The organism is Chromobacterium alkanivorans (assembly GCF_016937655.1).
GTDB classification, from domain to species: domain Bacteria; phylum Pseudomonadota; class Gammaproteobacteria; order Burkholderiales; family Chromobacteriaceae; genus Chromobacterium; species Chromobacterium alkanivorans.
In genome coordinates this window covers 204,998-227,094 of record NZ_JAFHKL010000004.1, presented here as the reverse complement: position 1 = coordinate 227,094, position 22,097 = coordinate 204,998, and the positions used below count along the sequence as shown (strand labels likewise).

Below are 22,097 nucleotides of genomic sequence, written 5' to 3'. Positions count from 1 at the left end.
CATAAGGCCAGCCGGATACCGGCTGGCCTTATGCTTTTGGATGATGGCGCGGCGGCGGCGTTCGGATTAGGCTGGAAACATGACGGAACTTAACGACCAGGCGCTCTTGCGCTACAGCCGGCACATTCTGCTGCCGGAAATCGATATCGCCGGCCAACAGCGGCTGAGCCGGGCGCGGGCGCTGATCGTCGGCGCCGGCGGGCTGGGCTCGCCGGTGGCGCTCTACCTGGCCAGCGCCGGAGTAGGGCGGATCAGCATCGCCGACGACGACGTGGTGGAGCTGTCCAATCTGCAGCGCCAGATCGTGCACGACAGCGGCAGCCTGGGGCGCTTGAAGGCCGAGTCCGCCGCCGACAGGATGCGCGGCATCAATCCCGAGGTGGCGGTGACCGCGCTGACGCGGCGGCTGGGCCTGGCGGAACTGGAGCAATTGGCGGCCAGCCACGATCTGGTGCTGGACTGCAGCGACAATTTCGCCACCCGCCACGCGGTGAATCGCGCTTGCGTCGCCGCCGGCACGCCGCTGGTGTCCGGCGCCGCGGTGCGCTTCTCCGGACAACTGGCGGTGTTCGATCCACGCGACGCGGCGTCGCCTTGCTACCATTGCCTGTTCCCCGACGAGGGCGAGGCCGGCGACGGGCCCTGCGCGACTTTCGGCGTGCTGTCGCCGCTGGTGGGGGTGATCGGCAGCCTGCAGGCGGTGGAGGCGGTCAAGCTGTTGGCCGGCATCGCGCCGCGCGTAGGTTGGCTGACCCTGTACGACGGTCTGGCCGGCGAGTTTCGCCAGATCAAGGTGCCGCGTGACCCTGGCTGCGGGGTGTGCGCCGCGCGATGAAAAACGCCCCGGCGAACCGGGGCGTTTGTTTTGAGAGCGGCGGGCTCACAAGTGCTGTTGCACCAGCTTGCGCACTTCCTTGAAGTCCATCACGCCGACGTAGCGCTTGATGATCTTGCCCTGCTTGTCGATCAGGAAAGTGGTCGGCGCCAGCTGGATGTCGCCGAAGGCTTTGGCGATCTCGCCGTTGCTGTCCAGCGCCACGAAAAAGGGCAGCTGGTATTTGTCCACGAAGCTCTTCACGTAATTGGGCGGGTCGTAGCTGAGCGCCACCGCGATGGTTTCATAGCCCTTGCCGGCGAACTCCTGATGCATCTTCTTGATTTCCGGCATCTCCTCGACGCAGCCCGGACAGCTGGTGGCCCAGAAGTTGACCAGCACCACCTTGCCTTTCAGCGATTCGGTGCTGGCGGTTTGGCCGTTGAGCGAGGTGTAGCTGATCTGGGGGGCCGGCGAGCCGGCGAACAGCGCCATATAGGCGACGGCGGCGACCAGCGCGACGCCCAGCAGCGCGAGCAGACCTTTCTTCATTTCCTTGTCCTGCGGTAAGGTCCGGGCGCGGCCCGGACTGTTTATGCCATGACGATCAAGCCTGTTCGGCCAGCATTTGTTCCAGTAGTTCCTTCAGCTTGCCGTCCAGCGCCACCGCCTTGCCTTGTTTGGCGTCAAACACCGCGAAGGTGACGTCGGCCTCGGCCACCAGCTTGCCGCCGCCGGCCAGGCTCACGCGCTGATGCATCACCGCGCTGCGGGTGCCTATGCTCTTGACCCCGGTCTCGATCACGAGCTCGTCGCCCATGGTGGCCGGGTAGCGGTAGTCGATATTGATGTTGACGACCACCAGCGCCAGGCCGGATTGCAGGAACCAGGGCAGGTCGCCGCGGCTTTCGAAGTAGTTCCAGCGCGCCTCTTCCAGAAATTCCAGGTAGCGGGCGTTGTTGACGTGTCCGTACAGGTCCAGATGGTAGCCGCGCACTTTGATCTTGGTATCGTGCTGCATGATGGTGTTTTCCCCTTTGCTCGTGATGGCGCCCGGCGCCGTCGTCGGCGACGCCGCGACGCGCAGGTTTATTCGCCCAGTTCCAGCGGCACGAAAGCTTCGCGTTCCAGCGCCTCGTCGACCAGGTCGGTGACGATGGAGTGGATTTCCACGGCGAACCATTGCTGGAACAGCTCCAGCGACAATTCTTCCGGCCACAGGCTGTCGTCGTCGCACCAGTCGGCCAGTTCGGCCTGGAACAGTTGCTGGTAGCGCTCGTGAACGAAGGCCTGGGCGTCGGCGTAATCCTCCGCCGCCGGGATCAGCAGCGCGTTGCAGTCCTGTCCCAGGTGCGCCAGCGAGATCTCTTCGTCCAGGCCGCCGGGCAAGGCTTGCAGCCAGGCGTGAAAGGGGGCGAGAGGGCGGATCAGGGCGATGCTGCGATTGACTTCGTACATGGGGATTCCTCGATGATGTGTCAGCGACTGGATAATTGGTTGTCGCGAGTGAAAACGAATTTTTGGCGGATGCGCTGCGAGCTGTATTGCTCGGCGAGCGAGGCCGGGAACGGCGCGTAGGGCGCGGCCAGTTCCACGATGCGGCGCGCGGCCTCGTCCAGCACGCCGAAGCCGGAGCTGCGCAGCACGCGCACCTCGCGCAGACCGCCGTCGGCGGAAATCAGCACCTCCAGCGTCACCGCGCCGTGGATGTTCTGGCGGCGGGCGGCTTCCGGATAGTTGAGGTTGCCGATGCGCTCCACTTTCAGCCGCCAGTCTTCCTGATAGCGGGCCCAGGGGTAGCCGCGTGCGCTTTCGGCCAGCTTGCCCTGTTTGCCGCCGCTTTCCTGTTCATTGTCGGCCAGGCCGCTGTCGCCCAACTGCCGGCTCAAGTCGCCGACCTGGGCCAGCAGGCTGCCGGCGCTGACGTGCCCGACCGCGCCGGACTGCGCCGGCGGCAGCGCCGGCTTCTTGCCGGCGTCCGGCGGCCGGGCGATGGTTTGCTGCCGCGGCGAGGCGTCGGCGGGTTCCGGGGTGCCGGGCTCCTGAGGGACGGCAACCGGCTTGGCGCGGTGGCTGGCCAGCTTGTCCGCCTGCGCGCTGTTGCCGGCCCCTTGATTGTTGTGTTCCGCCAGCCGGCGGGTCTTGGGCGTCTGGCGGCTGGGCGTCTGGTTCAACTGCACATTGATGATCTGGGCGGAGGCGGGCGCGGGCGGGCTGGAGCGCGGGCGAATCTCCAGGCTGAACAGCAGCAGATGAACCAGCAGCGAGGCGAGCAGCGTCAAGCCCAGCGGCAGCATGGTGGCGCTGGGGGATGAGGGCGAGGGCGGGCTAGTGGACATGGGTGGCTGTTGGCTTTCACCGGGTAAGCGGAGTTCGCCGCGGATGCCGCCGCAGGCGGAACCGAGTGCAGCTGAAAGTGTAGCACGGCGGCCAGCAAAAACGCCGCGCTGAGCGCGGCGTGACGGTGCGTCGAAACCGACGGCTATTATTTTTCCAGCAGGCTGCGCAGCATCCAGGCGGTTTTCTCGTGAACCTGCAGGCGCTGGGTCAACAGGTCGGCGCTGGGCTCGTCGGAGGCGCGTTCAACCACGGCGAAAATGCTGCGCGCGGTGCGGCACACGGTTTCATGGCCGTCCACCAGTTGGCGGATCATCTCCTCCGCCTTGGGCGGAGCGCCGGCGGCTTCCTGGATCGCGGTCAGCTTGGCGTAGTCGGCGTAGCTGCCCGGCGCGTGGTGGCCCAGCGCGCGGATGCGTTCGGCCACGGCGTCCACCGCCAGCGCCAGTTCGTTGTACTGGGTTTCGAACATCAGGTGCAGGGTGTTGAACATCGGCCCGGTCACGTTCCAGTGGAAGTTGTGGGTTTTCAGGTACAGGGTGTAAGTGTCGGCCAGCAGGCGGGACAAGCCATGAGCGATTTCCTGGCGGTCTTGTTCGTTGATTCCAATATCCATCGCGATATCCTCATAAGTGAAGGGAGAGCGGACGCCTGGCCGGCTGACGCCAGCGCGGCGGCTTTTGGACTACACTCTCCCGTTTTGCGGGAAAAAATCATGAAACCTTGGCTGGACTGCCGCAACGGCACTGTCCGTCTCACTCTGCACGTGCAGCCCGGCGCCAAGAAAACCGAGGCGGCGGGCGAACATGGCGACTGCCTGAAAGTGCGCTTGGCGGCGCCGCCGGTGGACGGCAAGGCCAATGCGGCCTTGCTGGCCTGGCTGGCGCAGCGTTTCGCCGTGGCCAAGCGCGACGTCCAACTGCTGTCCGGCGACAAGAGCCGGCACAAGGTGGTCTTGTTGCAATGCGAGATCACCGAGGAGGACGCGCTGCGGCGGCTGGACTTTCAGTGAAGGCGCCGGTCGGGCGGGGTGGTCTTGTCCACCCGGGTGTATTCTCCATCGATGGCGTCGGGATCGGCAGCGGGTCCGGGTCCGGTCGCCGCGCGAGCGTTGACGGCAATGCTGGGGCCTTTGAAAGGCAGCAGCAATAGTACGGCGGCCAGGTCGCTGATGACGCCTGGTATCAGGAACAACACGCCGGCCAGCAAATAGCGCAGCGGCCAGAGCAGGGAATACAGCGATACGCGGTCGCCCTGGCGCATCACGCTGCCCAGGGTGAACAAGGCGCCGATCTGCTGATTGCGCAGCATCCATAAGCCCAGCAGGGAAGACAGCACGACGAACAGGAAGACGGCCAGGCCGCCGAAGCGATCCGCCAAAGCCACCAGCGCGGCGATTTCAGCGAAGGGGTACAGCAACAGCAGGATGAGGAAGGTGCGCATGGGCAACTGAATCCGATAAGTGGGTTTCGCAATCAGGCGGCGGACGCGTAAACCTGATCCCTTATTCTACACATGGGTATGGCTTGTCGGCTTTCAAGGCCGGCTTGGAATTATCGTTCGGGCTTAGATGATCTCGCGGGGCTTCGGTTCCCGTTTGCATCCGGCTTTTCCAGTCGTGACGCTGTCATTCTCATGAAAAAAAATGCAAAAACCCGTTGACGACCCTGAACTGTTTCATTATAGTTGCGCTCTCTCTTGGGTCGTTAGCTCAGCTGGTAGAGCAGCGGACTTTTAATCCGTTGGTCGCAGGTTCGAATCCCGCACGACCCACCAGTTTCCGATGCCGGAAATTGCCAAGAGTTTTGTTAGAGGGTCGTTAGCTCAGCTGGTAGAGCAGCGGACTTTTAATCCGTTGGTCGCAGGTTCGAATCCCGCACGACCCACCACTACAAACTCTTAGCGCCCTGGATCGGGTCGTTAGCTCAGCTGGTAGAGCAGCGGACTTTTAATCCGTTGGTCGCAGGTTCGAATCCCGCACGACCCACCAAATTTATAGCAATCAGGCCAGTTCGCGAGAACTGGCCTTTTTGTTTTTCTCCCGTGTTCCCTGCTCCCTCTCTTCTTGTTTGCCGGCTGTCTCGGCAGTCATGTCGTCGCCATGGTAAATTTGATAATGATTGTAAGAATCATTCGCATTATAATGGCGAGTTAACCGCATCTTGCCGCCGTCCGCGCCGCCGCGCGCGGGCTGTCGGTTTCGCATCAAACAGGAAACACAGAGCATGACGACCGTTGCCGAGAAAACCCGCACCCAGGACCTGAAAGCCCGCACCCACGAAACGCACGACGCGCTGGACCAGCGCATCATGGCGAATCAGCCGTTCGCCACTCGAGAAAACTACGCGCGCTTCCTGCTGGCGCAGTACCGCTTCCTGCGCGACGCCGACGCGCTTTACGACAATCCCGAGCTGGCGCGCCTGTTCCCGGACCTGGCCGAGCGCCGCCGCTACGACAGCATCGCCGCCGATTTGCGCGATCTGGACCGGCCGTTGCCGGAATTGCGCGAGGCGCCGATCAGCAGCACGCTGGACGTGGCCAGCGCGATGGGTTGGCTCTACGTGGTGGAAGGCTCCAAGCTGGGCGCGGCGATCTTGTACAAGCTGGCCGGCAAGCTGGGGCTGGATGAAAACTGCGGCGCCCGCCACCTGGCCGGCCATCCGGACGGCCGCGCCCGCCACTGGCGCGCGTTCACCGCCGCGCTGGACGGCCTGCAGCTGGACGAGGCGGCCGAGCAGCGCGTCACCGCCGGCGCGGTGGCGGCTTTCGCCTGCATGAACAGCCATCTGGACCAGGTGTACGCTTGAGTCAGCGCGCGCGGCACCCCGCGGTGCGCTGGTTGTATCTGTGCGCCGGCGCCTTGATGCTGGCGCTGGGCATCATAGGCGCGCTGCTGCCGGTGATGCCCACCACCATCTTCCTGATTTTGGCGCTGGCTTGCTTCAGCAAGTCCTCTCCGCGGCTGGAGCAGCGGCTGCTGGCGCATCCGCGCTACGGGCCCGGCCTGCGCCGCTGGCGCGAGCAGCGGGTGGTGCCGGTCAAGGCCAAGTGCTTCGCCGCCTTGGGCATGGGCGCGGGCTTCGTCGCCTTGCTGCTGGCGCGGCCGCCGCACTGGGTGCCGTGGCTGGTCGGGGCGATAGAATTGAGCGTCTTGCTGTATCTGTTGTCGCGGCCGTCGCAGGCGGTCGACCTGGCGGGGGCGGCCCCCGCGGCGCAGCCGGATTTAGCCAAAACCCCGCCGCCGCGTTAAGCTTGCGCATCGACACCGAAAACGGGAGCTGTGTGATGAAGGTAAACGGAATCGTCGCGGCCTTGGCCGCGCTGGCCTTGCCGGCCTTGGCATTGGCGCAGACGGCGGACGAACAGTTGCTGGCGGCGCAGATGTACTACCAGCAGGTGCGCGGCGCGCAGCAAAAGGCGGACGCGCGCTTGGCGCAGGCCGAGTCCGACAAGCTCAAGGCGGAGCAGCGCCTGACGGAGGCTCAGGCGGGCTTGGGCGGCGCCAACGCGGAACTGGAAGCGGCCAAGTCGGCCCAGGCCGCCGCGGCGCAGACCAGCGAGGCGGCCACCAAGGCCTTGAACGAGGCTTGGCAACGCAAGGACGGCGGGCAGTAAGGCCGCGCCGGCGGGTTAGCCGCCGCGCAATTGCCGGTAACGGTTGAGGTCGCTCTGGGTTTTTTGGCGGAAAGCCGCCAATTCCTGTTGCTTGACGACTATTTGCTTGGCCAGGTCGCGTTGTTCCGCCTGCAGCACGTTCAGATTGCGCTGGCTGTTTTGCGGAGGCGGCTGCTTGTTGCGTTGGCTCTGCGCGATGTCTTGCTGAATGCCTTGAATTTGCAGCGCCAGGCCGCGGCCGCGTTGCTGCAGCGCGTCCAGCGCGCTTTGCAGCACCGCCTGCTGTTTGGCGCGTTCGGCCTGCAGTTGCTGCAGATTGGCGTAGCTTTCCACCAGCGCGTTGTCGCGGCGGGTGTTTTCCAATTGCTGGGCGTCGCGCTGTTTTTGCGCGGCTTCGGCGGCTTCGCGCGCCTGGCGCGCGGCCGGGCTTTCCGCCGGCTTGGTGACGGCGCCCTGCTTGGACAGCTCGGCGACGCCCTGCTGCTGGCTCTGCAGCGGCGGGGAGTCGCTGTAGTGCACCTTGCCGGACTCGTCCACCCACTTGTAGAGGCCGCCGGCGCAGGCGGCGGTTCCCAATATCAGCAGCGCGAGTCCGGCAGGTTTCATCAGTCGTTGACTCCGTATTGCGCCCGGTAGGCGCGCACCGCGTCCAGGTGCGCCGCCAGTTCCGGGCTGTGTTCCAGGAAGCCGAGCAGGTCTTTCAACGTGGCGATGGCGATCACCGGCAGGCCGTGTTGCTGGGCAACTTCTTGTACCGCGGACAATTCGCCGCTGCCGCGCTCCATGCGGTCCAGCGCGATGGCCACCCCGGCCGGTTCTGCGCCGGCGGCGCGGATCAGCTGCACCGATTCGCGCACCGAAGTGCCGGCCGAGATCACGTCGTCGATGATCAGCACTTTGCCTTGCAGCGGAGCGCCCACCAGGGTGCCGCCTTCGCCGTGATCCTTGGCTTCCTTGCGGTTGTAGGCGAAGGGCGTATTGCGGCCCTGTTCCGCCATGGCCATGCACGCGCCGGCGGCCAGGATGATGCCTTTATAGGCCGGACCGAACAGCATGTCGAATTGCACGCCGCTTTCCAGTATCGACTTGGCGTAGAAGCGGGACAAGTGCAAAGTGGACAGGCCGTCGTTGAACAGGCCGGCGTTGAAGAAGTAGGGTGACTTGCGGCCGGCCTTGGTGATGAACTCGCCAAACTTCAAAACCTGCTTGTCGAGCGCAAAACGAATAAAATCCTGACGGAAATCGCTCATCGTTACTCCTTATTAACTGTTAACTGTTTGAACGGCTGAAAAAATTGCCGGCAAGCATATCACGGGAGAGTCTCTTGCTTCGAATCGTTTCCGCCAATCTGAACGGCATCCGCTCCGCCGATAAAAAAGGTTTCTTCGACTGGCTGGCCGGCATCAACGCCGATTTTGTTTGCGTACAGGAACTGAAGGCCCAGGCCGGCGATCTGTCCGAGCGCATGCGTCAGCCGGATGGAATGACCGGTTATTTCCACTACGCGGAAAAGAAAGGCTATAGCGGCGTCGGCCTGTACACCCGCCACCGGCCGGACGCGGTGGTGGAGGGGCTGGGCGTCGACTGGATAGACGCCGAAGGCCGCTTCCTGCAACTGGATTTCGGCAATCTCAGCGTGATTTCGCTGTATCTGCCGTCCGGCTCCAGCAGCGACGAGCGCCAGCAGGTGAAGTTCGATTTCCTCGACGTGTTCATGCCGCATCTGGAAACGCTGCGCGCGGCCGGCCGCGACATCGTGATCTGCGGCGACTGGAACATCGCCCACAATGAGATCGATCTGAAAAACTGGAAGGGCAATCTGAAGAATTCCGGCTTCCTGCCGGAAGAGCGCGCCTGGATGACGGACTTGTTGGACCGGGTGGGCTGGCGCGATGTGTGGCGCAGCCTGTATCCGGACACGCCGGGCTACACCTGGTGGAGCAACCGCGGCCAGGCTTACGCCAAGGACGTGGGCTGGCGCATCGACTACCACATCGTGACGCCGTCGCTGATGGAGCTGGCGCGCAGCGCCTCGGTGTACAAGGACGAGAAGTTTTCCGACCATGCGCCGCTGATCGTCGATTACGAGCGGAGCTTGTGATGTTGGACGAGGACGACGTCACCTTGATCACGGTGCCCGGCTGGGGCAACTCCGGCGCCGAACACTGGCAGACCAGCTGGGAACGCTGTTATCCGCTGGCGCGCCGGGTGGAGCAGGACGATTGGCTGTACCCGGAATGCGAGGCCTGGGTGGGCGGCATCCGGCGCACGCTGGAGCAGGTGCCGGGCCGCTGGCTGCTGGCGGCGCACAGCCTGGGCTGCCATGCGGCTGCGGCCTGGCTGCGGACCTTGTCCTTGCGCGAACAGAAGCGGCTGCAAGGGCTGTTGCTGGTGGCGCCGCCCGCCTTGCCCATCAGCGAGGCGCGGGCGCGCGCCAGCGGCGAACTGCCGGAGGACGCGCCCTTGCCCGCGTTCGCCGGCTTCAGCGCGCCGACGCTGCGCTTGCCCGCGCCGGCGATGCTGGTGGCCAGCCGCGACGATTTGTTCTGCGAGATGGCCGAGGCGGAGGCGATGGCGCGGGCCTGGGGCTGTCCCTTGGTCGACGCCGGCGCGAACGGACATTTGGGCAGCGCCGCGCGCCTTGGGCCTTGGCGTTTCGGTCAGGAGCTGCTGCAGGAGTTGATGCTGGCCTGAGCCTCGGAACCTGTTCAATGCCTGCTGCGCTTGGAGAAGCCTTGCATGGCGAGCTCCTGCGCAAAATGCTGGTGTATCACGTGTACATTCCGCTTTTCGCCAGTTTTCGCCTTGCCTCGCCCTTGCTCGCGAGACTTTGAACAGGCGCTAACGCGCCACCGGCCGCGCCGGGTCGCTGCACCACTCGCTCCAGGAGCCGGGGTAGAGCCGGGCGCCTTCGAAACCGGCGTGGCGCATCGCCAGCAGGTTGTGGCAGGCGGTGACGCCGGAGCCGCATTGATGAACGACGTCCGCCGCATCGACGCCGTCAAGCGCCGCCAGCCATTCGGCGCGCAGTTGCTCAGCCGGCTTGAAGCGGTTGTCGGCGTCGACGTTGTGCATGAAGAAGCGGTTGGCCGCGCCGGGGATATGGCCGCCCACTGGGTCCAGCGTCTCGCCTTCGCCGCGGAAGCGCTCGGCGGAGCGGGCGTCCACCACGGTGAAGGCAGGATGCTCGAGATTGGCCAGCACGGCGGCGGCGTCGACTGTGTCTTCCAGCGCCGGTTTGATCGAGAAACGGCAGGGACGGCGTTCCGCCGCCTGATTGTCGAGGGCGTAGCCGGCCCGGGTCCAGGCTGGGACGCCGCCGTCCAGCACCGCGACCGCGGAGTGGCCCAGCCAGCGCAGCAGCCACCAGGCGCGGGCCGCGTATTGTCCGGCGGCGTCGTCGTAGGCCACCACCTGGGTGTCCGGCGTGATGCCGATCGCGCCGAAGTCCACCGCCAAGCGGCTGCCGTCGGGCAGCGGATGGCGGCCGTTGCCGCCGGTCTTGCTGCCGGACAGATGGTAATCCAGGTTCAGGTAATGCGCGTTCGGCAGGTGGCCGGCTTCATAGACGGTCAAGCCATAGTCAGCTTGGTCCAGCCGGAAGCGGCAATCCAGAATCACGAGGCGTTCCGTCGGCAGCGCCGCCAGCTGTTCCGCCAGCTGTTCCGCGGAGATCAAGGTTTGGTGCATGGCATTCCTCTTTCAGATTGGGGAGGTGGGGCGCCGGACCGGCTTTGGCCGGATCCGCGACGCCAGGTCGACGCCGGACAGTTTCACTGCCGGCGGACGGCATCGGGTCTCAGCGCAGGAATTCGGCCTGGTATGGACGCGGGCAGGGCAGCAGCCGGTAGCTGCCGGACTCCAGGCGCAGGGTGTCCACTTGCTCGGAACCGTCCCGGCCGCAACGGCGCAGCGCCAGCCAGTGGCGACCGTCGGCGTCCACGCCGTCCACCGGCCAGCTTAGGCCTGATTCCACGAAGAAGCGGTAGCAGGCCAAATCGGCGCCTTCCAGCCCGTCCGGCACCTGGTCGACCTGGATCTGATAGTCCAGCCAGCAATGGGTTTGGGCGGAGGCGAGCTGCCGGCGCAATTGCTCCGCCAGCTGCGGCCAGGCGCGCGGAGCGCCTTGGCGGCGGGCGGCGGCCCAGATCGGAGCGGGGAAGTGGGCGTCGTCGGCGAAGCGGGGGATTACGTGCCAATGCAGGTGCGGCACCATATTGCCGAGGCTGGCCAGGTTGATCTTGGCCGCTTGCGTGCAGCGCAGCAGCGCGGTTTCGACATGATGGACCCAGTCCATCAGGTGCAGCCGGTCGAGGACGGACAGGTCGGTCATTTCCTTGACGTGGGCCTTCCAGATCACCCGGCAGAATCCGGGATAGCCTTCCTCGTCCACCAGCAGGACCTTGAGGCGGTCGTCTTCGTGCAATACTTGCCCGGACGGGCCCCGGCACAATTCACAATCCATGATGGCGGCCTTTTGAAATGCGGAAGCCTTATTGTAACGGTTGCCGCGGGCTTCGGCTAAACCTCGGTTCGCTGCTATCATTACAGAAATTATGATTTGAACTATTTATCATGCCTTCTGCCTTATGCCGTCGCCTGTGCGGTGTTCAGGCGCTGCGGCGGGCAAAAACGGAGAGCTTGATGACGGATATGATGATTATTCTGGCGCTGATCCTGGCCAGCGCCTTTTTCTCGGTATCGGAGATTTCGCTGGCGGCCTCGCGCAAGATCCGTTTGCGCCAGATGCTGGACGAGGGCAACGCCAACGCCGGGAAGGTGTTGGCCTTGCAGGAGCATCCGGGCCATTTCTTCACCGTGGTGCAGATCGGCGTCAATGCGGTGGCCATCCTCGGCGGCATTGTCGGCGAGGCGGCGTTCACGCCCTTCTTCGCCCGGGTGCTGGGTTTTTTCCTGTCTCCGGAGCTGGCGCAGAGCCTGGGCTTCCTGGCCTCCTTCCTGTTGGTGACCAGCTTGTTCATCCTGTTCGCCGACTTGACCCCCAAGCGTCTGGGCATGGTGGCGGCGGAGTCGGTGGCGGTGCGCATCGTGCGTCCCATGCTGTTCATGGTCTTGCTGTTCAAGCCGCTGGTGTGGCTGTTCAACGAACTGTCCGGTCTGCTGTTGCGGCTGGTGGGCATGCCGACCAGCCCGCGCGACGAGATCACCAGCGACGACATCTCGGCGATGATGGACGCCGGCGCCGAAGCCGGCGTGCTGCATCGGCAGGAACACCAGGTGATCGAGAACGTGTTCGAGCTGGAAAGCCGGCTGGTGCCGTCGTCGATGACGCCGCGGGAGAGCATCATCTATTTCACGCTGGACGAGGCGGAGGACAGCATCAAGTCCAAAGTGGCGGAGCAGCCGCACTCCAAGTTCCTGGTCTGCGACAACGGCATCGACAATGTGGTCGGCTACGTCGATTCCAAGGACTTGTTGCGTCGGGTGCTGGCCGGTCGGGCGATCTCCTTGAAAGAGCCGGGCTTGTTGAAAACGGTGCTGATGATTCCGGATTCGCTGACCTTGTCGGAGTCCCTGGACCAGTTCAAGGGCACGCGCGAGGACTTCGCCGTCATCCTGAACGAATATGGTTTTGTGGTGGGCCTGATCACCCTCAACGACGTGATGTCCACGGTGATGGGCGATCTGGTCGGACAAGGGCAGGAGGAGCAGATCGTCAAGCGCGACGAGAATTCCTGGCTGGTGGACGGCATCACGCCGGTGGAGGATGTGTTGCGGGTGCTGGAGATCGACGAGTTGCCGGACGACCAGAACTACGAGACGGTGGCGGGTTTCATGATGTATATGCTGCGCAAGATTCCGCGCCGCACCGATTGCGTGCAGTACGCCGGCTACAAGTTCGAGGTGGTGGACATCGATAACCACAAGATCGACCAGATCCTGGTGACGCGGGTGACGGCCAAGGAGCCTGCGCAGGCCTGAGAACCTGTTTACGATCTGCTGCGCTTCGTGAAGCGTTGAACGGTGAGCACAAGCTCAAAATGTTCATATGCCATTCGGGCATTCCGCTGTTTCGCTAGTTTTCGCCTCGTCTCGCTCTTGCTCGCGGACTCTGACGGCTTTGTACGATCGGTTACACGATTTAACACAGGCCTCACAGACTGAGGCGAATCGGCTTGCATATGATGAATTCAAGGACGCACCAGGACGGTGCCCTGACAACCGATAAGTCGCAGACTTGGAGAAACATCATGCAAAAGATCGCCGCACTGATCCTGGCTTCCGTACTTGGCCTGACTTCCGCCGCCGGCTTCGCCGCCGACGCCTCCGGCCCGGCCGCCAAGGCCGCCGCTCCGGCGCACGCCAAGAAGCACCACGCCAAGAAACACCATCACAAGAAGCACGCCAAGAAAGCGGCTTCCGCTCCGGCCGCCCAAAAAGCGCAAGCCGCCAAAAAACACGCGAAGAAGCACCACCACAAAAAAGCGCATGTGAAAAAAGCGGCTTGATTCTGCGGCTACAGGCAGGGTATCGGAAGGAGGCTACGGCCTCCTTTTCGCGTTTTGGGCCGGGCGCGGCTTGTGTTTGAGCGGTGATTGAAAACGCAATGGTTTTGTAGTGGCATGGTTTTGTGAAGCCCATGCTTTTGTTGTGAAGCATTGTCTCCAATTGCCAACAGGCATTGCTACAGCATTTGGCTGCTTGTCTCCCTCAGGAAACCGCCAGCGCCAAATGCGCTGTTTACGTCGTTTTCTCCGCTTTTCTTGCGATAAATTCCGCCAAATCCATGCATATCTGATTTTTTCAGCACTTTTGAGCATTCGTCGCGTCGATGTCGACGTAAGGCAATCCTTTTGACCTGTTTTAACTGTTATTAAGGACAGGTTGGTGAAATTTGGGTTGGCAGCGATGGAGTGATTGCTCGAATCTGATACCACTGTAATACCACATGTCCGAACTAAAACGCCGGCTTGCGGTGCTGCAGCGGGGACAGCATGACGCTGCCGTGATCACTGACAGAATTGAGGAGGTCCGAATGTCGAAACTTTCGTTGACGTTGTCGGCGCTGTTTGGGGGGGCTGGCTTGTTGTTGAGCAGCGCGGCGGCGTTTGCCGCGCCGGCCTGCAACGCGTGGAGCAACGCGCAGACCTATAACGGCGGCGACTACGCTTTGTACGCCAACAAGACCTGGCGCGCGAAGTGGTGGACGCAGAACAATCAGCCGGGCGCGGATCAATGGGGGCCGTGGGAAGAGCGGCCGGCCAGCGAATGCACGCCGGGCGGCGGCGATCCGGGCCCAGGCCCGGGCACCGGCGTGCCGCCGGAACCGACGCCGACCGTGGGCCGCCATGTCGGCTCCTATTTCGCGCAATGGAGCATTTACGGCCGCAATTACAAGCTGCGCAATCTGGTGGACGCCGGCGGCGACAAGAAGCTGACCTTCCTGAATTACGCCTTCGGCAACGTCTACGCCGACGGCAAATGCGGCATGGTGACCCGCGCCGAGAACGGCAACGGCGACGGCGGCGACGCCTGGGCCGATTACCAGAAATCCTTCGGCGCCAATGAGTCGGTGGACGGCAAGGCCGACAGCTGGAGCGACCCGCTGCGCGGCAACTTCAATCAGCTGCGCAAGCTGAAGCTGGCCAATCCCTCGCTGAAAGTGCTGATTTCGCTGGGCGGCTGGACCTGGTCGAAGAATTTCGGCAAGTTCGCCGCTACCGACGCCGGCCGCAAGACCATGGTGGCGTCCTGCATCGATCTGTATCTGAAAGGCAATCTGCCGGTGGGCGAGAACGCCGGCGGCGCCGGCGCGGCCAAGGGAGTGTTCGACGGCATCGACATCGACTGGGAATACCCGGGCGGCGGCGGCCTGCCGAGCAATAGCGTGGATCCCAACGACAAGCAGAACTTCACCTTGCTGATGGCGGAGTTCCGCAGCCAGCTGGACGCGCTGACCGCGCAGAACAAGCGCCGCTACTACCTGACCGCGGCGATTGGCTCCGGCGTCGACAAGATCCGCCAGACCGAGCCGGCCAAGTACGCGGCCTATATGGACTGGATCAATGTGATGACTTACGACTTCAACGGCGGTTGGGACGCCAAGGGGCCGACCAACTTCCAGTCCAATCTGTTCCGCGACCCGGCCGCGCCGGTGACGGGCGATCGCGTCTACTACAACGTCAATGACTCGATCCAGACCCTGGTCACCGCCGGCGTGCCCAAGGCCAAGCTGAACGTGGGCATTCCGTTCTATGGCCGCGGCTGGACCGGCGTGGCCGCCGGGCCCAAGGCCGACGGCTTGTACCAGGTGGCCACCGGCGCGGGCAAGGGCACTTACGAGGCAGGCATCGAGGACTACAAGGTGCTGAAGACCCGTTCCGCCAAGCAGTTCGTGCATCCGGTCAGCAAACAGCTGTGGACCTACGACGGCAACGAGTTCTGGAGCTACGACGACCCGGCCACCATCCGCACCAAGTTGGATTACGTGCGCCAGCAGCAGCTGGGCGGGGTGTTCAGCTGGTCTCTGGACGGCGACGATGCCCAGGGCACCTTGTTGAAGACCACCAGCGAAGTGCGTCAGGACGCCGCCGCGGCCAAGAAGAAGGCGGCGGCCAAGGCCTCGGTGGCTTCGCCGCTGAAGTAAGACGGAAGCAGGCAAGAGAAACCGCCGGGCATGCCCGGCGGTTTTTGTTTAAGCCGCGCCGTTTTCCAGTTCGGCGATGCCGCGCACCCGCAAGGGCTTGGGCGTCTCGTCCAGATTGGACCAGACCCAGTTGAAGTGATCGATCACCTGTTCCGCGCTCAGCCGCGGCCGCGGCTTGCAGTTATGGGCGTCGGCGATCAGGGTGACGGCGTATTCCTGCGACATCGCTGAGCGCAGCGTGCTGTCCACGCAGAACTCGGTGGCGGAGCCGGCCAGCCACAGTTCCTCAATCTCGCCGTCTCGCAACAAGGCGCTCAAGGTGGTGTGCTGGAAGCTGTCGCTGAAGCGCTTGTGCACCACGACGTCGCCATCCTCGCGCGCCAGCGCCGGATGCAGCCGCCAGTCGTCGCAGTCGCGCGCCAGATCGCTGCCGGGGCCGCTGTCGTGCTGGATGAAGATCACCGGCATGTCTTGGCGGCGCGCCAGCGCGATGGCGCGGTTGAGGTTGGCCAGCACGGCGTCGGCGCGGCCGGCGCGCGGCTGGCCTTCGATCAGGCCGTATTGAACGTCGATGATGATCAGCGCTTTGTTGCCCATGGATTGTCCTTCTTCAACTTACAGCAGCACGCGCTCAATGCCGCCGTCGCGCGCCTGGTCCACGTACTGCTTCAACCAGTTGGGACCCAGCACGTGCTTGGCGATTTCCACCACGATGTAGTCCGCCTCGGTGCCGGTGTCCGGACTGTAGCGCGACAGGCCTTGCAGGCAGGACGGGCAGGAGGTCAGGATCTTCACCGGCTGGGCCGGTTTGGCGCCGCCGGTCAGGGCCTGCAGGTTCTTGTTGATTTCCTCTTCCTTGCGCGAGCGCACCTGGGTGGCGATGTCCGGCCGGCTGGCGGCGAAGGTGCCGGATTCGCCGCAGCAGCGGTCCGACAGCGCCACGCCGCCGCCCAAGAGCTCGTTGACCACCTTCATCGGCTGGTAGGCCTTCATCGGCGTATGGCAGGGGTCGTGATACAGGTATTGCTGGCCGCCGACGCCTTCCAGCTTGACGCCTTTTTCCATCAGGTATTCGTGGATGTCGATGATGCGGCAGCCGGGGAAAATGTCCTCGAAGCGGTATTGCGACAATTGGTCGTAGCAGGTGCCGCAGCTGACCACCACGGTCTTGATGTCCAGGTAGTTGAGCGTGGTGGCCACGCGGTGGAACAGCACCCGGTTCTCGGTGGTGATGGCGTCGCCCTTGTCCTGATAGCCGGCGCTGGTCTGCGGATAGCCGCAGCACAGATAGCCGGGCGGCAGCACCGTCTGCGCGCCGACATGCCACAGCATGGCCTGGGTGGCGAGGCCGACCTGGCTGAACAGGCGTTCCGAGCCGCAGCCGGGGAAGTAGAACACCGCTTCCGCGTCTTCCGACAGCTTGGGATTGCGGATGATGGGCACGATGCTGGCGTCTTCCACGTCCAGCAGCGCGCGCGCGGTTTTCTTGGGCAGGCCGCCGGGCATGGGCTTGTTGATGAAGTGGATCACCTGCTCCTTGACTGGAGCCTTGCCGACGGTGGCCGGCGGCTGCCGGGTCTGGGAGCCGATCAGGCCCAGCCGTTTGCCCACCGCGTTGCCCAGCCGCTGCGCCTTGTAGGCGACGCCGACCAGGCCGGTGCGCAAGGCCTTGATGGTGGCCGGGTCCTTGGCGGTGAGGAAGGCCATGCCGACGGCGGTGCCGGGGTTGAAGCTTTTATTGCCGGTCTTGCGCAGGAAGTTGCGCATCGCCACCGAGACGTCGCCGAAGTCGATCTTGACCGGGCAGGGCTTGACGCAGCGGTGGCAGACCGTGCAGTGGTCGGCGACGTCGGACAATTCCTCGAAGTGCTTGAGGCTGACGCCGCGGCGGGTCTGTTCTTCGTAGAGGAAGGCCTCGGTCAGCAGGCCGACGCCGAGAATCTTATTGCGCGGCGAGTACAGCAGATTGGCGCGCGGCACGTGGGTGGAACACACCGGCTTGCATTTGCCGCAGCGCAGGCAGTCCTTGATCGAGTCGCTGATGGCGCCGATGTCGGACTGCTCCAGAATCAGCGATTCCGCACCCAGCAGCGAGAAGGACGGGGTGTAGGCCATGGCCAGGTCGGCGCCGGGCAGCAGCTTGCCGCGGTTGAAGTGGCCGTTGGGGTCCACTTGTTGCTTGTAGGCGCGGAACGGGGCGATTTCTTCCTCGCTGAGGAATTCCAGCTTGGTGATGCCGATGCCGTGCTCGCCGGAAATCACGCCGCCCAGCGCGCGCGCCAGCGCCATGATGCGCTCCACCGCCTTGTGAGCGCTCTGCAGCATCTCGTAGTCGTCGGAGTTGACCGGCAGGTTGGTGTGGACGTTGCCGTCGCCGGCGTGCATGTGCAGCGCGACGAACACGCGGCTGCGCAGCACTTTCTGCTGGATGGCGCGGATGGCGGCCAGGATGGGGCCGTCGGTGTTGCCGGAGAACAGTTGTTCCAGCTCGGCCTGCATTTCGCGCTTCCAGCTGACGCGCACGACCAGGTCGCGCAGCGCGTGGAACACGCTGTCCGGCGCGGCGGCGGCGTCTTCCAGCGGCGCGTTCGGCCAACGCTCGCGGTATTCGTGGAAGGGTCGGTCAAGGTGTTCCAACAGCCATTGCCAGCGGTCGCGGGTGATGGCGAGCTGGGACAGCGCCGAGGCGCGGCGGTCGCCGATCAGTTCTTCCGACGGCAGATTGGTGTCCAGCTTGTCCACCGGCAGCCGGCCGTGGAAATACTCGGTCAGGGTGTCGAGCAGGCGCAGCTTGTTCTGGATCGACAGTTCGATATTGATGCGCTCGATGCCGTCGCTGTAGTCGCCCAGCCGCGGCAGCGGGATCACCACGTCTTCGTTGATCTTGAAGGCGTTGGTGTGCTTGGCGATGGCGGCGGTGCGGCTGCGGTCCAGCCAGAAGCGCTTGCGCGTTTCCGGGGTGATGGCGATGAAGCCCTCGCCGTGGCGCGCGTTGGCCAGCCTCACCACCTGGCTGGCGGCTTCCGCCGCCGCGTCCTCGTGATCGGACACCAGATCGGCGATCAGCACCATCTTGGGTCGGCCCTTGCTCTTGGCCTTGGTCACATAGGACACCGCGCGCACATAGCGCCAGTCCAGGTGCTCGAGACCGGCCAGCTGCACGCCGGCGGCGAGCGCGGCGCCGCCGGGTTTGAACAGATCGGTGATTTCGACGATGGCCGGCGTGGCTTCTGCCACGGTGCCGAAGAACTCCAGACAGACGGTGCGGATGTGCTTGGGCATGCGGTGCAGCACGAAGCGGGCGCTGGTGATGATGCCGTCGCAGCCTTCCTTCTGCACGCCGGGCAAGCCGGCCAGGAATTTGTCGGTGACGTCCTTGCCCAGGCCCACTTTGCGGAAGGCGCTGCCGGGGATGTCCAGCTGACGGCTGGAGACGACGGTCTGGCCGTCGTCCTTGAGCTGGCTGACGCGGAAGCGGGCGACGTCGACATCGTGGATCTTGCCGTAGTTGTGGCCCAGGCGTTCGATGAACTGCCATTGGCCGTTGGCGTCCACCATTTTCCAGCTGGCGAGGTTGTCCAGCGTGGTGCCCCACAGCACGGCTTTCTTGCCGCCGGCGTTCATCGCGATATTGCCGCCGATACAGGAGGCCTCCGCCGAGGTGGGGTCCACCGCGAACACCAGGCCGGAGGCGGCCGCGGCTTCGGCGACGCGGGCGGTGACCACGCCGGCGCCGCATTGTATGGTGGCGCGAGGGCCGTCCAGACCAGGCAGTTCGACCTGTTCGACGCCGAGGTGGCGGTCCAGCTTCTCAGTGTTGATGACCGCGCTCATGCGGTCCAGCGGCACCGCGCCGCCGGTGTAGCCGGTGCCGCCGCCGCGCGGGATGATGGTCAGGCCCAGCTCGATACAGGCGCGCACCAGGGGCGCGATTTCGGCCTCGCCGTCCGGGCTCAGCACCACGAACGGATATTCGACGCGCCAGTCGGTGGCGTCGGTGACGTGGGCGACGCGGGACAGGCCGTCGAACTGGATATTGTCGCGGCGGGTCAGCCGCGACAGTTTTTTCAGGATCTTGGCGCGCAGCTCGCGAGTGTCTTCGAATTGCTCGGCGAAGCGTTCGACCGCGGCGCGCGCCGCGGTCAGCATCTTGCCCACCTTGTCGTTGCCTTCGCGGCGTTTCTCCACTTCGGCCAGCCGGTGGCGCATCGCGTCCACCAAGGCCGCCAGCCGCTTGGGATTGTCCAGCAGGTCGTCGACCAGATAGGGGTTGCGGTCCACCACCCAGATATCGCCCAGCACTTCGAACAGCATGCGGGCGGAGCGGCCGGTCTTGCGTTCGGCGCGCAGCTCCTCCAGCAGTTTCCACATCGGCGCGCCCAGCAGGCGGATGAAGATCTCGCGATCGGAATACGAGGTGTAGTTGTACGGGATCTCCCGCACACGGGCTTGGGTGGTGGTGGTCATTGTCCGTGCAGCTGTCATTATTGGAAAAACGTCCACCAGTGTAGCCCAATTGTTGCGTTGCGAAAAACCCGCATTCACTAGGGATTTCCCTCTTTACTTCAAGATATTGGCGCGGATTGTATATTGTTGGGCAGGGATGGCGGGGGGCGGGGCGCGCCGTTTTCCGCGGTCTGGCTGCGCGGGAGAAGGAATGCTGTGCGCTATTCCGTTTACGGGGCGAAAGCTGCTGATTTTATGCGTTTTATGGGTAAACTGAGGCTTGGGTGCGCTGCGCCCGTTTGGATGGCGCGGGCAGGACGGGAATGGAGAACAGGATGATGTGGAAGAAGTGGGCGATGGCTTTGTTGTTGGCGGCGTCGCTGAGCGGCTGCGGTTACAACGCGATGCAGACCCAGGACGAGGCGGCCAACGCGGCCTGGTCCGAGGTGATCAACCAATACCAGCGGCGCGCGGATCTGATCCCCAATCTGGTCAAGACGGTGCAGGGCTACGCCAAGCATGAAAAAGAAGTGCTGACTCAAGTGACCGCCGCGCGAGCGCGGGTGGGCAGCATCCAGATGGATCCGGCGACGGCGACCGACGAGAAAAAGCTCAATGACTTCGCCGCGGCGCAGAATCAGCTGGGTTCGGCGCTGTCCCGCCTGCTGGTGGTGTCGGAGAACTATCCGCAGCTGAAGGCGGATCAATCCTTCCGCGACCTGCAGGCGCAGTTGGAGGGCACCGAGAACCGCATCGCGCTGGCGCGCAAGCGTTATATCGATTCGGTGCAGGCTTACAACAGCACGGTGCGCACCTTTCCCAACAATCTGACCGCGATGATGTTCAGCCTGAAGACCCGGCCGAATTTCACGGTGGAGAACGAGAAGGCCATCTCCGCCGCGCCGCAGGTCAGCTTCGGCGAGCCGGAGGCGAGCAAATAAGATGACGGCGCTATGGCGTTGCTTGGGTATTGCACTGCTGCTGTGCGCACAATTGGCGCGGGCGGAGCTGGCGGTGCCGCCGGCCAGTTCGCCGGTGGTGGACCTGGCCGGCTTTTTATCGACGGACGAGCGCGGGCAATTGGAACGGCAATTATTGGCGTTTCATCAGCACAAGGGCAGCCAGCTGGCGGTGCTGATCGTGCCTTCGGTCGAGCCGGAGACGCCGTTTGATTACGGCACCCGGGTGATGGACGCCTGGAAGCTGGGCCGCAAGGGGGTGGACGACGGCGTGCTGCTATTGATTGTGGCGGACCAGCGCAAGAGCCAGCTGCTGGTGGGGCGCGGCCTGGAGGGCGCGATTCCCGATATCTACGCCAAGCGCATCCTGCAGGACACGCTGCGGCCGCTGTTCAAGCAGGGCTTGCGCTTCCAGGGCATCCAGGCGGCGCTTGAACAGCTGGAGGGCCTGATCGACGGCGAGAAACTGCCGCCGCCGGCGCAGACTCAGCAGCAGGGCTGGGAAGACAGCTGGCCGGCGCTGGCGTTCGCGGTCTTGTTCGGCGCCGGCGTGGTCAGCCGTCTGTTCGGGCGGCTGATCGGCAGCTTCATCATGGGCTGCCTGGGCGTCGTCGCGGCCTTGTTGCTGGGCGCAGGCGTCGTGTTCGCCTTGCTGGCCGGGGCGGTGGCGGCGCTGCTTTGCCTGGTGATCGGTTCCCACGGGGTGTCGTTCGGCGGCGGAGGCGGCGGCTGGGGCGGTAGCCGCGGAGGCGGCGGCTGGTCCGGCGGCGGAGGCGGTTTTGGCGGCGGCGGCGCTTCGGGAGATTGGTGATGTTGAAATCATGGCATAGAGCGTTGCGTCACCTGGCCAGCACCGGCTGGTTGGCGCGGCGGCAATTTCCCGCCGCGGAACTGGCGCGCTTGCAGCAAGGCATCGCGGCTTCGGAACGCGAGCATGCCGGCCAGCTGCGTTTCGTGGTGGAGTCGGCGCTGGACTGGCGCGACGCCTGGCGCGGCATGAGCGCTCGCGAACGGGCGCTGGAGTGGTTCGGCCTGCTACGGGTATGGGACACCGAGGACAACACCGGGGTGCTGGTGTACGTGTTGCTGGCGGAGCGCCGCATCGAAATCGTAGCCGATCGCGGCATCGATAGACGGGTGCCGCCGCGGGCCTGGGAGGAGATTTGCGCCGAAGTCGGAAGCGCGATGGCTGAGCGCCGGCGGGTGGCGGGCCTGGAAACCGGTTTGCGGCGCATACACGCGCTATTGGTTGAGCATGCGCCGCGTCGGGACGGTCCCGGCATCAACGAATTGCCGGACGAGGTGATCGTCCGCTGAG

At 64.4% G+C, this 22,097-nt stretch carries 25 protein-coding genes and 3 tRNA genes; 16 read left to right on the top strand and 12 right to left on the bottom strand.

Features of this window, described 5'->3' with window-relative positions; translation table 11 throughout:
• The first annotated feature begins 79 nt into the window (after positions 1-79).
• A complete protein-coding gene (locus JW897_RS09155; protein WP_205465869.1) occupies positions 80-835 on the top strand; it encodes a HesA/MoeB/ThiF family protein in 756 nt (251 codons plus the stop codon).
• 45 nt (positions 836-880) lie between these two features.
• Here JW897_RS09155 and JW897_RS09150 read toward each other — a convergent pair whose 3' ends face one another.
• The 5 genes from JW897_RS09150 to JW897_RS09130 form a co-directional block, all read right to left on the bottom strand.
• Entirely contained in the window at positions 881-1,366 is a 486-nt protein-coding gene (locus JW897_RS09150; protein ID WP_205465868.1) for a TlpA disulfide reductase family protein, read from the bottom strand.
• Positions 1,367-1,421: 55 nt separating this feature from the next.
• On the bottom strand, positions 1,422-1,835 hold the full coding sequence (locus JW897_RS09145) for an acyl-CoA thioesterase (RefSeq protein WP_043592324.1): 414 nt from the start codon (positions 1,833-1,835) through the stop codon (positions 1,422-1,424).
• 68 nt (positions 1,836-1,903) lie between these two features.
• Positions 1,904-2,272 (bottom strand): hypothetical protein, encoded by a 369-nt coding sequence (locus tag JW897_RS09140; RefSeq protein ID WP_019100308.1) that lies wholly within the window; start codon positions 2,270-2,272, stop codon positions 1,904-1,906.
• Between the two features lie 20 nt (positions 2,273-2,292).
• Positions 2,293-3,153: an energy transducer TonB gene (locus JW897_RS09135; RefSeq protein ID WP_082158827.1), complete on the bottom strand. Its 861-nt coding sequence runs from the start codon at positions 3,151-3,153 to the stop codon at positions 2,293-2,295.
• Between the two features lie 146 nt (positions 3,154-3,299).
• On the bottom strand, positions 3,300-3,767 hold the full coding sequence (locus JW897_RS09130; RefSeq protein ID WP_019100310.1) for a Dps family protein: 468 nt from the start codon (positions 3,765-3,767) through the stop codon (positions 3,300-3,302).
• A 99-nt stretch (positions 3,768-3,866) separates the two neighbouring features.
• On the opposite strand from JW897_RS09130, the gene JW897_RS09125 reads away from it, so the two are divergent.
• Positions 3,867-4,163 (top strand): DUF167 domain-containing protein, encoded by a 297-nt coding sequence (locus JW897_RS09125; protein WP_048413509.1) that lies wholly within the window; start codon positions 3,867-3,869, stop codon positions 4,161-4,163.
• On the opposite strand, the gene JW897_RS09120 is transcribed toward JW897_RS09125, so the two are convergent.
• Positions 4,157-4,594 carry an FxsA family protein gene (locus tag JW897_RS09120; protein ID WP_205465867.1) on the bottom strand — a complete coding sequence of 146 codons (438 nt, stop codon included), beginning with the start codon at positions 4,592-4,594 and terminating at the stop codon, positions 4,157-4,159. The two genes, JW897_RS09125 and JW897_RS09120, sit on opposite strands and share 7 nt — an antisense overlap.
• Before the next feature lie 257 nt (positions 4,595-4,851).
• On the opposite strand from JW897_RS09120, the gene JW897_RS09115 reads away from it, so the two are divergent.
• The 6 genes from JW897_RS09115 to JW897_RS09090 all read left to right on the top strand — a co-directional run bounded on the left by JW897_RS09115 (position 4,852) and on the right by JW897_RS09090 (position 6,766).
• Positions 4,852-4,927 (top strand) — tRNA-Lys (locus tag JW897_RS09115).
• Between the two features lie 37 nt (positions 4,928-4,964).
• Positions 4,965-5,040 (top strand) — tRNA-Lys (locus JW897_RS09110).
• Between the two features lie 25 nt (positions 5,041-5,065).
• Positions 5,066-5,141: transfer RNA gene (locus JW897_RS09105), tRNA-Lys, on the top strand.
• Positions 5,142-5,376: 235 nt separating this feature from the next.
• A complete protein-coding gene (locus JW897_RS09100) occupies positions 5,377-5,958 on the top strand; it encodes a biliverdin-producing heme oxygenase (RefSeq protein WP_048413507.1) in 582 nt (193 codons plus the stop codon).
• Entirely contained in the window at positions 5,955-6,401 is a 447-nt protein-coding gene (locus tag JW897_RS09095; RefSeq protein WP_197082998.1) for a YbaN family protein, read from the top strand. Before JW897_RS09100 ends, JW897_RS09095 begins: the two co-directional genes overlap by 4 nt.
• A 35-nt stretch (positions 6,402-6,436) precedes the next feature.
• Positions 6,437-6,766, top strand: a complete 330-nt coding sequence (locus JW897_RS09090) for a hypothetical protein (RefSeq protein WP_048413674.1) — start codon at positions 6,437-6,439, stop codon at positions 6,764-6,766.
• 15 nt (positions 6,767-6,781) lie between these two features.
• Here JW897_RS09090 and JW897_RS09085 read toward each other — a convergent pair whose 3' ends face one another.
• Together JW897_RS09085 and pyrE are read right to left on the bottom strand one after the other, a co-directional pair.
• Positions 6,782-7,372 carry a DUF4124 domain-containing protein gene (locus JW897_RS09085; RefSeq protein WP_205465866.1) on the bottom strand — a complete coding sequence of 197 codons (591 nt, stop codon included), beginning with the start codon at positions 7,370-7,372 and terminating at the stop codon, positions 6,782-6,784.
• Positions 7,372-8,016 (bottom strand): orotate phosphoribosyltransferase, encoded by a 645-nt coding sequence (gene pyrE, locus JW897_RS09080; protein ID WP_048413506.1) that lies wholly within the window; start codon positions 8,014-8,016, stop codon positions 7,372-7,374. Before pyrE ends, JW897_RS09085 begins: the two co-directional genes overlap by 1 nt.
• Before the next feature lie 74 nt (positions 8,017-8,090).
• Here pyrE and JW897_RS09075 point away from each other — a divergent pair, with 74 nt between their 5' ends.
• Both JW897_RS09075 and JW897_RS09070 read left to right on the top strand, forming a co-directional pair.
• On the top strand, positions 8,091-8,867 hold the full coding sequence (locus JW897_RS09075; RefSeq protein WP_205465865.1) for an exodeoxyribonuclease III: 777 nt from the start codon (positions 8,091-8,093) through the stop codon (positions 8,865-8,867).
• Positions 8,867-9,460, top strand: a complete 594-nt coding sequence (locus JW897_RS09070) for an RBBP9/YdeN family alpha/beta hydrolase (RefSeq protein ID WP_205465864.1) — start codon at positions 8,867-8,869, stop codon at positions 9,458-9,460. The genes JW897_RS09075 and JW897_RS09070 overlap by 1 nt, the downstream gene beginning before the upstream one ends.
• Positions 9,461-9,607: 147 nt before the next feature.
• Here the strand turns inward: JW897_RS09070 and JW897_RS09065 are convergent, their stop codons facing one another.
• Positions 9,608-10,456 carry a sulfurtransferase gene (locus JW897_RS09065; RefSeq protein ID WP_205465863.1) on the bottom strand — a complete coding sequence of 283 codons (849 nt, stop codon included), beginning with the start codon at positions 10,454-10,456 and terminating at the stop codon, positions 9,608-9,610.
• Between the two features lie 109 nt (positions 10,457-10,565).
• Positions 10,566-11,231 (bottom strand): HIT domain-containing protein, encoded by a 666-nt coding sequence (locus JW897_RS24605; protein ID WP_205465862.1) that lies wholly within the window; start codon positions 11,229-11,231, stop codon positions 10,566-10,568.
• Between the two features lie 179 nt (positions 11,232-11,410).
• Between JW897_RS24605 and paeA the strand changes: the two genes are divergently transcribed.
• From paeA to JW897_RS09045, 3 genes are all read left to right on the top strand, one after another.
• Positions 11,411-12,709, top strand: coding sequence for a polyamine export protein PaeA (paeA, locus tag JW897_RS09055; protein WP_205465861.1), 1,299 nt, complete (start codon positions 11,411-11,413; stop codon positions 12,707-12,709).
• Positions 12,710-12,903: 194 nt separating this feature from the next.
• Complete coding sequence (locus JW897_RS09050) at positions 12,904-13,236, top strand: hypothetical protein (protein ID WP_205465860.1); 333 nt, start codon at positions 12,904-12,906, stop codon at positions 13,234-13,236.
• Between the two features lie 527 nt (positions 13,237-13,763).
• Complete coding sequence (locus JW897_RS09045; RefSeq protein WP_048413500.1) at positions 13,764-15,374, top strand: glycosyl hydrolase family 18 protein; 1,611 nt, start codon at positions 13,764-13,766, stop codon at positions 15,372-15,374.
• 48 nt (positions 15,375-15,422) lie between these two features.
• Here the strand turns inward: JW897_RS09045 and JW897_RS09040 are convergent, their stop codons facing one another.
• On the bottom strand, positions 15,423-15,971 hold the full coding sequence (locus JW897_RS09040) for a cysteine hydrolase family protein (RefSeq protein ID WP_205465859.1): 549 nt from the start codon (positions 15,969-15,971) through the stop codon (positions 15,423-15,425).
• Between the two features lie 18 nt (positions 15,972-15,989).
• Positions 15,990-19,841: a DUF3683 domain-containing protein gene (locus JW897_RS09035; protein ID WP_205465858.1), complete on the bottom strand. Its 3,852-nt coding sequence runs from the start codon at positions 19,839-19,841 to the stop codon at positions 15,990-15,992.
• A 317-nt stretch (positions 19,842-20,158) separates the two neighbouring features.
• On the opposite strand from JW897_RS09035, the gene JW897_RS09030 reads away from it, so the two are divergent.
• The 3 genes from JW897_RS09030 to JW897_RS09020 are packed head-to-tail and all read left to right on the top strand — an operon-like array spanning position 20,159 to position 22,096.
• Positions 20,159-20,761, top strand: coding sequence for a LemA family protein (locus tag JW897_RS09030; RefSeq protein ID WP_156187797.1), 603 nt, complete (start codon positions 20,159-20,161; stop codon positions 20,759-20,761).
• Positions 20,762-20,783: 22 nt separating this feature from the next.
• The gene (locus JW897_RS24510) at positions 20,784-21,590 is read left to right on the top strand and encodes a TPM domain-containing protein (protein ID WP_275899856.1); all 807 of its coding nucleotides are present in this window, start codon (positions 20,784-20,786) and stop codon (positions 21,588-21,590) included.
• Positions 21,590-22,096 carry a TPM domain-containing protein gene (locus JW897_RS09020; RefSeq protein ID WP_240352136.1) on the top strand — a complete coding sequence of 169 codons (507 nt, stop codon included), beginning with the start codon at positions 21,590-21,592 and terminating at the stop codon, positions 22,094-22,096. The genes JW897_RS24510 and JW897_RS09020 overlap by 1 nt, the downstream gene beginning before the upstream one ends.
• Position 22,097 lies beyond the last annotated feature (1 nt).

What these genes read in the sequence shown, in the direction of transcription:
- JW897_RS09090 (WP_048413674.1), top strand. Translation starts at nt 6,437, where the DNA reads ATGAAGGTAAACGGAATCGTCGCGGCCTTGGCCGCGCTGGCCTTGCCG.
- JW897_RS09135 (WP_082158827.1), bottom strand. Translation starts at nt 3,153, where the DNA reads ATGTCCACTAGCCCGCCCTCGCCCTCATCCCCCAGCGCCACCATGCTG.
- JW897_RS09035 (WP_205465858.1), bottom strand. Translation starts at nt 19,841, where the DNA reads ATGACCACCACCACCCAAGCCCGTGTGCGGGAGATCCCGTACAACTAC.
- JW897_RS09070 (WP_205465864.1), top strand. Translation starts at nt 8,867, where the DNA reads ATGTTGGACGAGGACGACGTCACCTTGATCACGGTGCCCGGCTGGGGC.
- JW897_RS09125 (WP_048413509.1), top strand. Translation starts at nt 3,867, where the DNA reads ATGAAACCTTGGCTGGACTGCCGCAACGGCACTGTCCGTCTCACTCTG.
- JW897_RS24605 (WP_205465862.1), bottom strand. Translation starts at nt 11,231, where the DNA reads ATGGATTGTGAATTGTGCCGGGGCCCGTCCGGGCAAGTATTGCACGAA.
- JW897_RS09145 (WP_043592324.1), bottom strand. Translation starts at nt 1,835, where the DNA reads ATGCAGCACGATACCAAGATCAAAGTGCGCGGCTACCATCTGGACCTG.
- paeA (WP_205465861.1), top strand. Translation starts at nt 11,411, where the DNA reads ATGACGGATATGATGATTATTCTGGCGCTGATCCTGGCCAGCGCCTTT.
- pyrE (WP_048413506.1), bottom strand. Translation starts at nt 8,016, where the DNA reads ATGAGCGATTTCCGTCAGGATTTTATTCGTTTTGCGCTCGACAAGCAG.
- JW897_RS09085 (WP_205465866.1), bottom strand. Translation starts at nt 7,372, where the DNA reads ATGAAACCTGCCGGACTCGCGCTGCTGATATTGGGAACCGCCGCCTGC.
- JW897_RS09140 (WP_019100308.1), bottom strand. Translation starts at nt 2,272, where the DNA reads ATGTACGAAGTCAATCGCAGCATCGCCCTGATCCGCCCTCTCGCCCCC.
- JW897_RS09130 (WP_019100310.1), bottom strand. Translation starts at nt 3,767, where the DNA reads ATGGATATTGGAATCAACGAACAAGACCGCCAGGAAATCGCTCATGGC.
- JW897_RS09120 (WP_205465867.1), bottom strand. Translation starts at nt 4,594, where the DNA reads ATGCGCACCTTCCTCATCCTGCTGTTGCTGTACCCCTTCGCTGAAATC.
- JW897_RS09155 (WP_205465869.1), top strand. Translation starts at nt 80, where the DNA reads ATGACGGAACTTAACGACCAGGCGCTCTTGCGCTACAGCCGGCACATT.
- JW897_RS09020 (WP_240352136.1), top strand. Translation starts at nt 21,590, where the DNA reads ATGTTGAAATCATGGCATAGAGCGTTGCGTCACCTGGCCAGCACCGGC.
- JW897_RS09040 (WP_205465859.1), bottom strand. Translation starts at nt 15,971, where the DNA reads ATGGGCAACAAAGCGCTGATCATCATCGACGTTCAATACGGCCTGATC.
- JW897_RS09045 (WP_048413500.1), top strand. Translation starts at nt 13,764, where the DNA reads ATGTCGAAACTTTCGTTGACGTTGTCGGCGCTGTTTGGGGGGGCTGGC.
- JW897_RS09150 (WP_205465868.1), bottom strand. Translation starts at nt 1,366, where the DNA reads ATGAAGAAAGGTCTGCTCGCGCTGCTGGGCGTCGCGCTGGTCGCCGCC.
- JW897_RS09030 (WP_156187797.1), top strand. Translation starts at nt 20,159, where the DNA reads ATGTGGAAGAAGTGGGCGATGGCTTTGTTGTTGGCGGCGTCGCTGAGC.
- JW897_RS09100 (WP_048413507.1), top strand. Translation starts at nt 5,377, where the DNA reads ATGACGACCGTTGCCGAGAAAACCCGCACCCAGGACCTGAAAGCCCGC.
- JW897_RS09065 (WP_205465863.1), bottom strand. Translation starts at nt 10,456, where the DNA reads ATGCACCAAACCTTGATCTCCGCGGAACAGCTGGCGGAACAGCTGGCG.